Origin of the sequence: Acidovorax sp. A1169 (assembly GCF_030704685.1) — a bacterium.
In the GTDB taxonomy this organism is placed as follows: domain Bacteria; phylum Pseudomonadota; class Gammaproteobacteria; order Burkholderiales; family Burkholderiaceae_C; genus Acidovorax.
On sequence record NZ_JAUZDX010000001.1, the window covers coordinates 638953 to 653286 of the forward strand.

The following is a 14334-nucleotide window of genomic DNA, read 5'->3' on the forward strand; positions in this document are numbered from 1 at the left end:
CGACATGGCTTTTTCCCCCAACCGCAAGATGATGACTGTGGCCCTGGCCGCACTGCTGTGCGCAGCAGGCGCCAGCGCCCAGACCACGCTCGAGAAGATCAAGGCCAGCGGCAAGGTCGTGCTCGGGGTGCGCGAGACCTCGCCCCCTATGGCCTATGCGCTGGGCGCCAACGAAAAATACGTGGGCTACCACGTCGAGCTGTGCGAGCGCGTGCTCAAGGAGATCGTGCCCGATGCCAAGCTCGAGTACATGGCCGTGACGGCGCAGAACACGCTGCCGCTGGTGCAGAACGGCACGCTCGACATCGGCTGCGGCCCGACCACCAACAACACCGCGCGCCAGCAGCAGGTGGCCTTCGCGGTGACCACCTATGTGAGCGAAGTGCGCATGGCGGTGCGCAAGGATTCGGACCTCAAGTCGGTCAGCCAGCTCGCGGGCCGCACCATTGCGGCGTCCACCGGCACCACGGCCGTGCAGTTGCTGCGCAAGCAGGAACGCGCCTTGGGCGGTGCGTCCGTCAAGACCGTGCTGGGCAAGGACCACCACGAAAGTTTCCTGTTGCTCGAATCCGGCCGCGCCGATGCCTTCGTGCTCGACGACAACCTGCTGGCCGGGATGATTGCCAACGCCAAGGACCCGTCGGCCTACCGCATCGTGGGCGAGCCGCTGGGCGCCGAGCCGATTGCGCTGCTGTTCCGCAAGGACGACCCCAGCTTCAAGGCCGCCGTGGACGGTGTGCTCACCAGGCTCATGCGGAGCGGTGAGATGGAAAAGATCTACACCAAGTGGTTCATGAACCCCATCCCGCCCAAGAACGTGGCCCTGAACCTGCCGCTGGGCACCACACTGCGCCAGCTGTTCGCCGCCCCCAACGACAAGCCCCTGGAGTCCTACCAGCAATGAACGCCGCCATCCCCGCCACGGCTTTTCGCGCGGCCGACCGCATCAGCGCCATCGGCGTGTCGGACATCGTGCGCATCACCCAGGCCGCCAACGAGCTCAAGCGCCAGGGCCAGCCCGTGATCGTGCTGGGACTGGGCGAGCCGGACTTCGAGACGCCCCTCCACATCCAGGAAGCCGCGCAGCAGGCCATGGCGCGGGGCGAAACGCACTACACGGTGCTGGACGGCACACCCGCACTCAAGGCAGCCATCGCGCTCAAGTTCCGCCGCGACAACGGCCTGGAGTTCGCAGCCAACGAGATCACGGTGGGCGCGGGTGCCAAGCAGGTCATCTACAACGCGCTGATGGCCAGTCTGAACCCTGGCGACGAGGTGATCCTGGCCGCGCCGTACTGGACCTCGTACGCCGACATGGTGCTGATCGCGGGTGGCGTGCCCGTGGTGGTGCCGTGCAGCGAGGCCAATGGCTTTCGCCTCACGGCCGGGCAGCTCGACGCTGCCATCACGCAGCGCACCCGCTGGGTGTTCATCAACTCCCCTTCCAACCCCAGTGGCACGGCCTACAGCACCGAGCAACTGCGGCCCATCCTGGAGGTGGTGCTGCGCCACCCGCAGGTCTGGGTGCTGGCGGACGACATCTACGAGCACATCCTGTACGACGGCCATGCGTTCGCCACGCCGGCCGTGGTGATGCCCGCGCTGCGCGAGCGCACGCTCACGGTGAACGGCGTCTCCAAGTCGTACGCCATGACGGGTTGGCGCATCGGCTACGGCGCGGGCCCGCGTGCACTGATCGCGGCCATGGCGGTGGTGCAGAGCCAGGCCACCTCGTGCGCGTCGTCCATCAGCCAGGCTGCGGCCGTGGCGGCGCTGACCGGACCACAGGACATCGTGGCCGAGCGCTGCCGCGAGTTCCAGGCACGGCGCGACCTGGTGGTGGCCTCGCTCAACGCGTCGCCCGGGCTGCGCTGCCGCGTGCCCGAAGGCGCGTTCTACACCTTCGCCAGCTGCGAAGGCGTGCTGGGCCGCACCACGCCGGGCGGTGCCATGCTGCGCACCGATGCGGATTTTTGCGACTACCTGCTGCGCGAGTTCCATGTGGCTGTGGTCCCCGGCAGCGTGCTGGGGCTGGCGCCGTACTTCCGGATCTCGTACGCTGCGTCCATGGCCGACCTGCAGGAAGCCTGCGCGCGCATCCGCCGTGCGTGCGAGGCGCTGCACTGACGGTTTGCTGATTCCTTTTTTGTTTGTTTCTCTCGTTCCGGAACCCTGACATGACCACGCCTTCCACCCCCAGCAACGCCGCCAGCCGCACGGGCGGCCAGATCCTGGTCCAGCAGCTCATCACCCATGGTGTGAAGCAGCTGTTCTGCGTGCCCGGTGAAAGCTACCTGGCTGTGCTGGATGCGCTGCACGACGCCGACATCGCCGTCACTGTCTGCCGCCAGGAAGGCGGCGCGGCCATGATGGCCGAGGCCCAGGGCAAGCTCACGGGCCAGCCCGGCATCTGCTTCGTCACGCGCGGGCCGGGCGCCACCAATGCCTCGGCGGGCGTGCACATCGCGCACCAGGACTCGACTCCGATGATCCTGTTCGTGGGTCAGGTGGCGCGCGGTGCGCTGGGGCGCGAGGCCTTCCAGGAGCTCGACTACGGCGCCGTCTTCGGCACCATGGCCAAGTGGGTGGTGCAGATCGACGACCCGGCGCGCGTGCCCGAGCTGATTTCGCGCGCCTTCCACGTTGCCACCTCGGGCCGGCCCGGCCCCGTGGTGGTGGCCCTGCCCGAAGACATGCTGACCGAGGCCGCCACCGTGGCCGATGCGCTGCCCTACCAGGTGGCCGAGACCCACCCCGGCGCCGCGCAGATGGCTGAGCTGGCCGAGCGCCTGGGCAAGGCCAAGCAGCCCGTGGCCATTCTGGGCGGTAGCCGCTGGTCCGAGCAGGCCGTGCGCGAGTTCACGGCCTTTGCCGAGGCCTGGTCGCTGCCCGTGTACTGCTCGTTCCGCCGGCAGATGCTGTTCCCGGCCAACCACGCCTGCTACGGCGGCGACCTGGGCCTGGGGGTGAACCCCAAGCTGCTGGCGCGCATCCGCGCGTCGGACCTGGTGCTGGTGGTCGGTGGGCGCCTGTCCGAGGTGCCGTCGCAGGGCTATGAACTGTTCGCCATTCCCAACCCCGTGCAGCCCATCGTGCACGTGCTCGCCGATGCCGACGAACTGGGCAAGCTCTACCGGCCCGCACAACCGATCCATGCCACGCCCCAGGCCTTCGCGGCTGCATTGGCGGCGGTGCGCCCTGCGGCTATCGTGCCCTGGAAGGCCCACGCAGAGGCAGCCCATGCCGAGTACCTGGCCTGGAGCGACACGGCACCCATCCGCATCCCCGGCGACCTGCAGATGGGCCAGGTGATGCAGCACCTCAAGGACGTGCTGCCGGCAGACACCATCTTCTGCAATGGCGCAGGCAACTTCGCTACCTGGATCCACCGCTTCTGGCCCTTCACCACCTTTGCCAGCCAGCTGGCACCCACCAGCGGCTCCATGGGCTATGGCCTGCCGGCCGGCGTGGGCGGCAAGCGCCTGTGGCCGCAGCGCGAGGTGGTGGTCTTCGCCGGCGACGGCGACTTCCTGATGCACGGCCAGGAGTTCGCCACCGCCGTGCAGTACGGCCTGCCCATCATCGTGGTGCTGCTGGACAATGCCATGTACGGCACCATCCGCATGCACCAGGAGCGCGAGTACCCGGGCCGCGTGAGCGCCACCGCGCTCAAGAACCCTGACTTCAAGGCCTACGCTGCGGCCTTTGGTGGCCATGGCGAGCGTGTCACCACCACCGAGGAATTCGCCCCGGCCCTGGCCCGTGCGCGCGCCAGTGGCCTGCCCAGCGTGCTGCACTGCCTTATCGATCCCGAGGCGATCACGCCCACGGGCACACTCCAAGGCCTGCGCACCGCCGCACTCGCCAAGAAGTAACCTGGCGGCCCTGCCCAAACCCTGTGATCAGCCGGATGGCTGACAGCAGGGTGTCTGCGCTTTTGCGCACAATGGAGGCCGTGACCTCCGTACCGCCCGACGAGCCTTCCGCGCTGCGCCTGCGCCGCATCGCGCACCTGGACATGGATGCCTTCTTCGCCTCCGTGGAGCTGCTGCGCTACCCGCAGCTCAAGGGCCTGGCGGTGGTGATCGGCGGCGGGCGGCGCAAGGTGGACGAACTGCTGCACCAGACCCCCGACGGCACGGGCCTGCGCGAGCCGCATTTCATCCCGGTGGCCGACTTTCCCCTGCTCAAGGACTATGTGGGTCGCGGCGTCATCACCACCGCCACCTACGCGGCGCGGCAGTTCGGCGTGGGCTCGGCCATGGGCATGATGAAGGCCGCCAGGCTCTGCCCCCAGGCCATCGTACTGCCCGTGGATTTCGACGAGGTGCGCCGCTTCTCGCGCCTGTTCAAGAGCACCATCACCGACATCGCGCCCGTGATGCAGGACCGGGGCGTGGACGAGGTCTACATCGACTTCACCGATGTGCCCGGCGGCCAGCGTGAGGGCGGACGGGTGCTGGCGCGGCTGATCCAGAAGAGCATCTTCGATGTCACGGGCCTGACCTGCTCCATCGGCGTGGCGCCCAACCGGCTGCTGGCCAAGATGGCCAGCGAGTTCAACAAGCCCAACGGCATCTCCATCGTCTACGAGGACGAGCTTGAAACGAAGATCTGGCCGCTCAACGTGCGCAAGATCAACGGCATCGGCCCCAAGGCGGGGGAGAAGCTCGCTACCCTGGGCATACAGACCATCGGCGAGCTGGCGGCGCAGGATCTGCAATGGCTCATCGAGCGTTTCGGCAAATCGAGCGGCGCCTGGATGCACCGCGTGGCCTGGGGCCGCGACGACAGCCCCGTGGTGACCGAGAGCGAGCCCGTGAGCATGAGCCGCGAGACCACCTTCGACCGCGACCTGCACGCCGTGCGCGACAAGGCCGAGCTCGGCCGCATCTTCACCGACCTGTGCGAGCGCGTGGCCGGAGACCTACAGCGCAAGGGCTATGTGGGCAAGACCATCGGCATCAAGCTGCGCTACGACGATTTCCGGATCGCCACGCGCGATCAGACGCTGGACCGCTACATCCAGGATGCGGCCACCATCCGCCGCACGGCCGGCCTGTGCCTCAAGCGGGTGCCGCTGGACCAGAAGCTGCGCTTGCTGGGCGTGCGCGTGGGTACGCTGGAGCGGGTAGGCGATGTGCCTGACGGCCCGCCAGAGCTGCGTGCGCCCAGGGCGCGCGAAGCCGACCCACATACCCGCCCTCTTTTTTGAGGGCCGCCGGCTGGCCTGCTGTCGTGCAGGGGGCTTGACGAAATCTTACGTAAAACTTACATTGATTATTCCTCTGGCGGGAGATGGTCATGACGCTCAACGAGCTCCAGCGCATCAAGCAGTGGCATGTGGACCACAGGGTGGAGCATCCGCTGGAATACCACCTGTGGGATCTGGTGCTCACGCTCTGGGTCATGGGCTGGGTGGGCTGGCTGCCCGCTTGTGCGTTTGGGGAAGCCTGGGCTGCGCCCCTGTGTTTTGCCGGAACCCTGTTGCCCAGCCTGTATGTGGCCTGGCGCACCCGTGCGCACCGCCTGCACCAATTGCGATGCGACTGGTTGGGCAAGCAAATCGGTCCCTCCTGAATCCCCCAGGCCTTGGAACCTGTTCACGATCCCCTGCGAGATCGTGGGCTGATTCTCACTGCCGTGCCGTGCGCACGTTGCCCGGCAGGGCCTGCGGGTGGCTGGTGCGCAGCGGGTTGATGTCCAGACCGCCGCGGCGCGTATAGCGTGCGTAGACCGTGAGCTTGAGCGGCTTGCAGCGCGTCCACAGGTCCATGAAGATGCGCTCCACGCACTGCTCGTGGAACTCGTTGTGGTTGCGAAAGCTCACCAGGTACTGCAGCAGGCCTTCCTGGTCGATGGGTGCGCCGGTGTAGCGGATCTGCACGCTGCCCCAGTCGGGCTGGCCGGTCACCAGGCAGTTGCTCTTGAGCAGGTTGCTGGTGAGCACTTCGGTGACGGCGGGTTCGTCGTGCGCGGCATGTAGCAGCTCGGGTGCGGGCTGGTACTGCGTGCACTCCACGTCCAGGCGATCCAGGCTCAGGCCGTCGAGCTCGTGCACGGGTTCCTGGTCAAACAGTTCTGGCAGCAGCAGCCGCACGCCCACGGTGGCCGGGTGTTCGGCACCGCGCCACACGGCTTCGCTCACGTCGGCACGGATGCGCGCCTGCACCTCGGAGACATCGGCAAAGCGCGTGTTGTTGAAGCTGTTCAGGTAGAGCTTGAACGACTTGCTCTCGACGATGTTCGGCGTCTCGCACGGAATGGTGATGTGCGCCAGCGCCACCTGCGGCTTGCCGCGCTGGTTGAGCCAGGACAGCTCGAACGCCGTCCACAGGTCGGCACCGAAAAAAGGCGGGGCGGCGGTGATGCCGATCTCGGCGCGCTTGCCCGCGCGCGCAATCGGAAACAGCAGCGAGGCATCGTACTGGTCCACATAGGCCGAGGCCTTGCCCAACTGGGATTGTTCGGGGGTGTTGTCGTTCATGGAGGGATCCCTTGGTTGCGAGCCTGCGGCGGGCCCGCAGGACTGGCGGCAGGCCTTTGGTTACTTGAATTCGCGTTCGCGCAGCCACTTGGTGGCAATCCACTTCTCGCCGGCGATCACGGGCGCGCCGCCGTGCAGGGTGCGGGTGGAGGGCGCTGCGCGCTCGTAGCTGAAGAACACGGCATTGCCGCGCTGCGGACCGACTTCGACATGCACGTCGGGGAAGGTGGTGCCGCCGCCTTTTTCGGGCGTGTTGAGGTACATCACCAGGGTGCCCACGCGCTGGCCGCCGCGCTTGAGGATGGTTGCCGTACCGGGCTCGCCCGGGTCGAAGTAGTCGTAGTGCGGCTTGTACTCGGCGCCGGGGCGGTAGTGCAGCACCTGCAGGCCCTCGCCATTCTCGATCGGCCAGTCCAGCAGGCGGGCGATGCGCTCCTCGATGCGCTGCACCACGGGATTTTCGCCGCGCTGGAAGAACATGCCGTCGCTGGTGCGGTCGTCGTTGACTTCCTCGCCGCCGGTCTTGGTGGCCACCGTGAGCGAGCGCGCCATGCGCGGCTCGGCAGCGGCGATCAGGGCATCGCATTCCTCGGGGGAGAGCAGGTTGCCGAAGACCACGATGCGCGGCTTGGCCATGGCCAGCAGAATGCTCACCATGCGGCCGCCGGCATCGATCTGGGCGGGCGATTCACCCATCAGGGGCTCGGGCACCTTCACGGCGGACGGCTGGCCTTGCTGCTCGGCCAGCGCGTTGAGGTGGTCCTGCAGCGTGATTTCCAGCGCTTCGGCGGCTGTGTCCTCGTTCCAGCCGGCATCGCGCATGGACTGCAGCACCACGGGGGCGGCAAAGCCGGCCTCGGCCTGCTCGATGATCCAGCGGCGCAGCTCGGGCGTGATGGCCTGGCGTGCCGCTGAGGCGGTGGTTGCGGTGGATGGCGACTGTTCGGAAGACGATGCCATGGCAGATCTCACTCGTTGGTCTTGCGCCGGAACACCAGGCGCTCGGATTCTGAGGCGGCGGGAGCAAAAGTGTAGCCCTCCAGGTCAAAGCCCTGGAGGGCGTGCGGGGTCGCCAGCCGGTGGGTGACCGCGTAGCGCGCCATCAGCCCGCGTGCCCGCTTGGCGTGGAAGCTGATGATCTTGTAGGTGCCACCCTTCCAGTCCTCGAACACGCATTCGACCACGCGCGCCTTGAGGGCCTTGGTGTCCACCACCTTGAAATACTCCTGCGAGGCGAGGTTCACCACCACCGGCGTGGTGTCGGCCCGCAAGCGCTTGTTCAGGTGCTCCGCGATGCGGCTGCCCCAGAACTGGTAGAGGTTGCTGCCGGCATCGGTGGCCAGGCGCGTACCCATTTCCAGGCGGTAGGGCTGCATCCGGTCCAGCGGGCGCAGCATGCCGTACAGGCCGCTCAGGATGCACACATGGTCCTGCGCCCATTGCAGGTCTTCGGGTTCCAGCGTGCGGGCGGCCAGGCCTTCGTAGACATCGCCGTTGAAGGCCAGCAGGGCCTGGCGCGAGTTGGCGGCGGTGAAGCGCGGCCTGAAGGTCTGGTAGCGCGCCACATTCAGGGCCGCGAGCGGGTCGCTCAGCGACATCAGGGAGGCGATGTCCTGGTGCGACTTCTCGCGCAGCACCTTGATCAGGGCCGTGGATTGGGGCACGAACTGCGGCAGCGTGTGCGGCAGGTCCGGCGGCAGCGGGGTTTCATAGTCCAGCGATTTGGCGGGAGACAGCAGGAACAACATGGAGGCGTGGTGGTTCGTCGAGGTCGAACAGAAGAAAAGTGAGACACCGAGGTCGTGGCCGCAAGGATACCGGCATCGGCCGTGCGCCAGTGCAAAGGCGGGGCCCAAAAAGCAAGAAGGCGGCCGAGGCCGCCTTCTTGCTTGCTCACCGCATCAAGCCGCTGGAGGCTGCTCGAACGGGAGTTTCATTGCCGAGAGGTCGCGGCGGGTTTCCACCAGCACCAGCGGGCCCTCATCGGCCACCACCACCTGCGGACGCTCGCGCGGCACATGGATGGGCTTGGGTTCCGCCGCGATTGCGGCCTGCACGGCAGCGATCTTTGCGGCATCGGAGTTCACCCACTGCAGGCCCGACGATTCGGCGACCTGCTGCAGCGCATCCAGCGGCAGCGTGAACGCCTGCACACGGGGTAGACCCGCTGCGGGGGCCGGCGCTGCCGCGGGGGCGGCGGCTGCAGGCGCAGGGGTCGCTACAGGTGCTGCCACAGGTGCTGCCACAGGTGCTGCTACAGGGACGGGGGCCTGTACCACCGGAGCAGGGGCTGCCACGACCGGTGCAGCAGCAGGAGCCGGGGCCGGTGCGACGGGAGCGACGGCCACAGGGGCCGGGGCGCTCTCTTGCACTGGAGCCGCGACAGGTGCCGCCACGGGCGCTGCGGCTTCGGTGGCTGCAGCAGGGGCTGCTGCGCTGAAGTAGCTGCGGCGTGGTGGCTCGTCCTGGGGCTCGGCCGTTGCTGCGGCCGGGACATTCGAGGTATCGAAGTCCAGCAGGGGGGCTGCCGGTGCTGCGGCAGCTTCGGCGCCATCGCGTGGACCGCGCTCACCGCGTTCACGGCGGTCACGGCCATAGCGGTCGCGCGAGCGGCGCTCACGGCGCTGCTCTTCAGTGCCTGCGGCTGCGGACTCGTTGCCCGTCAGGTCCAGATCGGGCAGCAGCGCCAGCGGCGAGGTGTCGGCAAAGTCGCCTGCCGGTGCAGCGGCTTCCGTGCCCTCGGCGTTGCGGGGCGCACGCTCGCCACGTTCGCGGCGGCCGGAGCCGTCGCCGCGCTCGCGGCGGGGGCCGCGCTCGCCACGGTCATTGCGTGGTGCCTGGCCGGCGGTGGCGTCGGCGCCACTGCCGATCGGGTCTTCCACCTGGGCACCGGCGACTGCCGCTGCCTGCTCCCCATTCAGGGCGGCGCCGTTGGCCTGGTTGCGGCCTTCGCCGTCGTTGCGGCCACCACGACCGTTGCGGCCGCCGCGTCCTTCACGTCCCTCGCGGCCTTCACCCTCGGGGCGGCGCTCGCCGCCTTCGCGCGGTGGGCGGCTTCCCTGGACTTCGGCATCGCGGGGTGCACGGCCTTCGGCCGGGCGTTCGCCACGGCGGCCACGTCCTTCTGCGGCGCCATCGCGGTTGCCGCCTTCACGGCCGCCACCTTCGCGCTGGCCGTCGCTGCGGCCGGGCGCGTCGCGGTTGCTGCGGCGTCCGCCACGGCCTTCGCCGCGGCCATCACGGCGGGGTTCGCGGGCGGTGGTTTCCGCTGCGGGTGCGGCTGCTGGTGCAGGGGCCGCTACCGGTGCAGGTGCTGCCGCCGGTGCGCCACCGAAGCCGAACAAGCCCTTGATGAAGGCAAGAATCCCTTGCTCCTGGGGGGCGGCAGGCGCTGCCGCAGCGGGTGCCGGTGCGGGCGTGGGCGCCGCAGCTGGCGTGGCCGCAGGGCGCTGGCCCTGGCCGGCGCGCGGTGGGCGGGCCGCGCCTTCGGGGCGGGGCTCGACCTGCGGTGCCGGTGCGTCGGGCAGCACGCCCTTGATCACCGGGGTCTGCTTGTTGGTGGGCTCTTGCGAGCGGCGCGTCACGGCCGTGGGGTCTTCCACTTCTTCGGCGAGCTTGTAGCTGGCTTCGATGTGGTCCAGGCGCGGGTCGTCGTGCTTCAGGCGTTCCAGGCGGTAGTTGGGGGTTTCCAGCGTCTTGTTGGGAACCATCAGCACAGCCACGCGCTGCTTGAGCTCGATCTTGGCGATTTCGGTGCGCTTTTCGTTCAGCAGGAACGAGGCCACTTCCACCGGCACCTGGCAGTGCACGGCGGCCGTGTTGTCCTTCATCGACTCTTCCTGGATGATGCGCAGGATCTGCAGCGCCGAGGACTCGGTGTCGCGGATATGGCCCGAGCCGCCGCAGCGTGGGCAGGGGATGGACGAGCCTTCGGACAGCGCGGGTTTCAAGCGCTGGCGGCTCATTTCCATGAGGCCGAACTTGCTGATGGTGCCGAACTGCACGCGGGCGCGGTCCTGGCGCAGCGCGTCGCGCAGGCGGTTTTCCACTTCGCGGCGGTTCTTGCTCTCCTCCATGTCGATGAAGTCGATCACGATCAGGCCGCCCAGGTCGCGCAGGCGCATCTGGCGGGCCACTTCGTCGGCGGCTTCCAGGTTGGTGCGGGTGGCGGTTTCCTCGATGTCGCCGCCCTTGATGGCGCGGGCCGAGTTCACGTCCACGCTGACCAGCGCTTCGGTGTGGTCGATCACGATGGCGCCGCCCGAGGGCAGTTGCACGGTGCGGGCGTAGGCCGATTCGATCTGGTGCTCGATCTGGAAGCGGCTGAACAGGGCGGCGTCGTCGCGGTAGCGCTTTACGCGGGCGGCATGCTCGGGCATGACGTGTGCCATGAACTGCTGCGCCTGTTCGTAGATGTCGTCGGTATCGATGAGGATGTCACCGATATCGTTGTTGAAATAGTCGCGGATCGCGCGGATGACGAGGCTCGATTCCTGGTAGATCAGGAAGGCGCCCTTGCCACCCTTGGCAGCGCCGTCGATGGCGTTCCACAGCTTGAGCAGGTAGTTCAGATCCCACTGCAGCTCGGGCGCGGTGCGGCCGATGCCGGCGGTGCGCGCGATGATGGACATGCCATTGGGGTACTCCAGCTGGTCCATCGCCTCCTTGAGCTCGGCGCGGTCCTCGCCCTCGATGCGGCGCGATACGCCACCGCCGCGGGGGTTGTTGGGCATCAGCACCACGTAGCGGCCGGCCAGCGAGACGAAGGTGGTCAGGGCCGCGCCCTTGTTGCCGCGCTCTTCCTTCTCGACCTGGACCAGCAGTTCCTGGCCTTCGCGGATCACTTCATTGATGCGCGCCTGGCTGGGCGAGACGCCCGGGGCGAAGTAGCTGCGCGAGATTTCCTTGAACGGCAGGAAGCCGTGGCGGTCTTCGCCGTAGTCGACGAAGCAGGCTTCCAGCGAGGGCTCGACGCGTGTGACGACGGCTTTGTAGATGTTGCCCTTGCGCTGTTCGCGCCCTTCGATCTCGATCTCGTAGTCGAGGAGCTTTTGTCCGTCGACGATGGCCAGGCGCCGCTCTTCGGGCTGTGTGGCATTGATGAGCATCCGCTTCATGATGCGTTTCCTTCTTGTGTTTCGCGGAGGGCAGCGGCGCAGCCAACAGGGCTCTCGCGGGCTGCCACCCGCAGTTCCAAAACAATGAACAAGCTCTACAGGAGCTGTGAATGCCTGGACTGACGCATCGAAACGAAGGGAATTGCCGGGGATGCCGAAAGCCTGCCGCGCGTTAGCGCGGCAGCGAAAGGCAGGGGCGCATGGAAGGGGGCGAGTGGGAGAGGCGCAGTTTTGCCACGAACAAGGTGGCTGGTTGCGCTGGCCGGACGGATGTTGCAGGCAATTGCGCGCGCATGGCCAGGGGCATGCGCCACCGCCACAAGGTCACAATCCAAGCCATCAACAACCACATGCTCGCTTCGATCCGCTGACAGACCCTGCCCTGGTGGGGCGCATCTGCCAGCTTGGGGGATTCCGTATCAGTGTTTCAATCTGTCAGCCCGCCGGCTGGCGCCCAGGCCATTGCAGGCATCTGGCCTGCAATCTGCGTGGGCGACACCCGCTGGCATCGACCTGCCTGCGCCCGTGTTGTGATCGCGTGGACTAAACTCCAGACAAATCAACCACTTACACAGCAACGCGCAGGTGAAACACATTATAGGGGGCAAACCGCCGTCCGGCCCCGCCCCGGCTTCCAACCCGCCCGCCGCCCGGCTCGTCGAGGTCGATGAGGACTCTGCAGGCCAGCGCCTCGATAACTTTTTGATACGCCACCTCAAGGGCGTACCCAAGACGCATGTCTACCGCATCATCCGCAGCGGCGAGGTGCGCATCAACAAGGGCCGCGCCAGCGCCGATACCCGCGTGGAGGCGGGCGATCTGGTGCGCCTGCCGCCCGTGCGCATCTCCGAGAAGGTGGCCGAGAAGGCCGAGCGGCCTGCGCCCGCGCGCGAATTCCCCGTCCTGCTCGAAGATGAGCACGTGATCGCAATCGACAAGCCCGCAGGTGTGGCCGTGCATGGCGGAAGCGGGGTGAGCTTTGGCGTGATCGAGCAGTTGCGCCAGGCGCGACCCGCCGCGAAGTTCCTGGAGCTGGTGCACCGGCTGGACCGGGACACCTCGGGCATTTTGCTGGTGGCCAAGAAGCGCTCGGCGCTCACCCACCTGCAGGACCAGTTCCGCGAGCGCGAAACCGGCAAGACCTACCTGGCGCTGGTCACCGGGGTGTGGACTGCCAGCAACAAGGTCATCGACCTGCCGCTGCACAAGTATTTGCAGGCCGATGGCGAGCGCCGCGTGCGCGTGACCACGGCCGACGACCCTGACGGCATGCGCTCCATCACCCTGGTCAAGGTGCGCCAGGCCGTGGCGGCGCGCCAGCAGCAGGGCCTGCCGGCCATGACGCTGCTGGAGGTGACCATCAAGACCGGGCGCACGCACCAGATCCGGGTGCACCTGGCGAGCCAAGGCCATGCCATCGTGGGGGACGACAAGTACGGCGATTTCGAGTTGAACAAACGCTTGCAGAAGCTGGGCATGCGGCGCATGTTCCTGCACGCGTGGAGGTTACAGTTCAACCACCCGGCCAGTGGTGAGCGCGTGGCGCTCAACGCCCAACTGCCGCACGAGCTGGCCGATTTCGTTCCCTCTGCCTGAGTGCCTTGTCCCATGCGTCCCACGTCCCGTCCCCGCCGTTTCGACCTGATTGCCTTTGACTGGGATGGCACCCTGTTCGACTCCACGCAGATCATCGTGCGCTGCATCCAGGCGGCCGTGAAGGACGTGGGCGGCACCGTGCCCACGGACGAGGCGGCCTCGTACGTGATCGGCATGGCCCTGATGCAGGCGCTGGCCCATGCCGCGCCCGACGTGCCGCCCGAAAAGTACCCTGAGCTGGCCAACCGCTACCGTTTTCACTATGTGCAACACCAGGACGATCTGAGCCTGTTCGAAGGCGTGCTGCCCATGCTGGCCGACCTGCGCGATGCCGGGCACCTGATCACGGTGGCCACGGGCAAGAGCCGGCGCGGCCTGGACGATGTGCTGCATTCCAAGGACCTCAAGGGTGTGTTCGATGGTTCGCGCACCGCCGACCAGACGGCCGGCAAGCCCCACCCGCTGATGCTGCAGGAGCTGATGGCCGAGTTCGACGTGCTGCCCGAGCGCGTGCTCATGATCGGCGACACCACGCACGACCTGCAGATGGCGCTCAACGCCGGCTGTGCCAGCGTGGGCGTGAGCTATGGGGCGCACGAGCCCGACGCCTTCCACGTGCTGCAGCCGCTGGCCGTGGCGCATTCGGTGCGCGAGCTGCACGACTGGCTGCGGGCCAACGGATAGCCTCTTCATCGGTCACTTTCTTCATTTGCCACAGCCGTTGTCGTCCCATGAGCACTGCCGAGCCTGCCTCCATTCCCTTGTGCAACAGCGCCGATCTGGTGGATGGCGGGCTGGCAGTGCCCTTTGATGTGAAATACGCGGGCCAGACCTGTCGGGCCTTTGCCATCCGCTACCGCGGGGCGCCGCATGCCTACCTCAACCGCTGCACGCATGTGGCCATGGAAATGGACTACCAGCCCGACCGGTTTTTCGACGACTCCGGCAACTGGCTGCTGTGCGCCACGCATGGAGCGGCCTACCTGCCCGACACGGGCCAGTGCGCGGGCGGGCCGTGCCGGGGCGGGCTGGTGAAGATAGCCCTGTCGGAGTCCGATGGTGCAGTGCACTGGCATACTGCATACAACCTCCAGCCCGTCGAGTTTTAGGGGTGTTCCCTGACTCGTCCTGTTT

At 67.5% G+C, this 14334-nt stretch carries 12 protein-coding genes; 8 read left to right on the forward strand and 4 right to left on the reverse strand.

Translation table 11 applies throughout. The features are described from left to right. Positions 1-4: 4 nt before the first annotated feature. From QYL93_RS02860 to QYL93_RS02880, 5 genes are all read left to right on the forward strand, one after another. Complete coding sequence (locus QYL93_RS02860) at positions 5-904, forward strand: amino acid ABC transporter substrate-binding protein (protein WP_370876927.1); 900 nt, start codon at positions 5-7, stop codon at positions 902-904. After that, positions 901-2127 (forward strand): pyridoxal phosphate-dependent aminotransferase, encoded by a 1227-nt coding sequence (locus tag QYL93_RS02865; RefSeq protein WP_305742231.1) that lies wholly within the window; start codon positions 901-903, stop codon positions 2125-2127. Before QYL93_RS02860 ends, QYL93_RS02865 begins: the two co-directional genes overlap by 4 nt. 50 nt (positions 2128-2177) lie before the next feature. Next, positions 2178-3875 carry a thiamine pyrophosphate-binding protein gene (locus tag QYL93_RS02870; protein ID WP_305742232.1) on the forward strand — a complete coding sequence of 566 codons (1698 nt, stop codon included), beginning with the start codon at positions 2178-2180 and terminating at the stop codon, positions 3873-3875. A gap of 71 nt (positions 3876-3946) precedes the next feature. After that, positions 3947-5215, forward strand: a complete 1269-nt coding sequence (locus QYL93_RS02875) for a DNA polymerase IV (RefSeq protein WP_305742233.1) — start codon at positions 3947-3949, stop codon at positions 5213-5215. An 89-nt stretch (positions 5216-5304) separates the two neighbouring features. After that, the gene (locus tag QYL93_RS02880; RefSeq protein WP_305742234.1) at positions 5305-5580 is read left to right on the forward strand and encodes a hypothetical protein; all 276 of its coding nucleotides are present in this window, start codon (positions 5305-5307) and stop codon (positions 5578-5580) included. 55 nt (positions 5581-5635) lie between these two features. On the opposite strand, the gene queF is transcribed toward QYL93_RS02880, so the two are convergent. The 4 genes from queF to QYL93_RS02900 all read right to left on the reverse strand — a co-directional run bounded on the left by queF (position 5636) and on the right by QYL93_RS02900 (position 11604). After that, positions 5636-6487, reverse strand: coding sequence for an NADPH-dependent 7-cyano-7-deazaguanine reductase QueF (queF, locus tag QYL93_RS02885; RefSeq protein WP_305742235.1), 852 nt, complete (start codon positions 6485-6487; stop codon positions 5636-5638). Between the two features lie 60 nt (positions 6488-6547). Further along, the gene (locus QYL93_RS02890; RefSeq protein WP_305742236.1) at positions 6548-7447 is read right to left on the reverse strand and encodes a 2OG-Fe(II) oxygenase; all 900 of its coding nucleotides are present in this window, start codon (positions 7445-7447) and stop codon (positions 6548-6550) included. Positions 7448-7455: 8 nt separating this feature from the next. Then, positions 7456-8235, reverse strand: coding sequence for a peroxide stress protein YaaA (yaaA, locus tag QYL93_RS02895; RefSeq protein ID WP_305742237.1), 780 nt, complete (start codon positions 8233-8235; stop codon positions 7456-7458). A 153-nt stretch (positions 8236-8388) separates the two neighbouring features. After that, the gene (locus QYL93_RS02900) at positions 8389-11604 is read right to left on the reverse strand and encodes an Rne/Rng family ribonuclease (RefSeq protein WP_305742238.1); all 3216 of its coding nucleotides are present in this window, start codon (positions 11602-11604) and stop codon (positions 8389-8391) included. Between the two features lie 585 nt (positions 11605-12189). Here QYL93_RS02900 and QYL93_RS02905 point away from each other — a divergent pair. The 3 genes from QYL93_RS02905 to QYL93_RS02915 are packed head-to-tail and all read left to right on the forward strand — an operon-like array spanning position 12190 to position 14309. Further along, positions 12190-13200 carry an RluA family pseudouridine synthase gene (locus QYL93_RS02905; protein WP_305742239.1) on the forward strand — a complete coding sequence of 337 codons (1011 nt, stop codon included), beginning with the start codon at positions 12190-12192 and terminating at the stop codon, positions 13198-13200. A 12-nt stretch (positions 13201-13212) separates the two neighbouring features. After that, complete coding sequence (locus tag QYL93_RS02910; RefSeq protein WP_305742240.1) at positions 13213-13884, forward strand: HAD family hydrolase; 672 nt, start codon at positions 13213-13215, stop codon at positions 13882-13884. Positions 13885-13931: 47 nt separating this feature from the next. After that, positions 13932-14309: a Rieske 2Fe-2S domain-containing protein gene (locus QYL93_RS02915; RefSeq protein ID WP_057268434.1), complete on the forward strand. Its 378-nt coding sequence runs from the start codon at positions 13932-13934 to the stop codon at positions 14307-14309. Positions 14310-14334 lie beyond the last annotated feature (25 nt).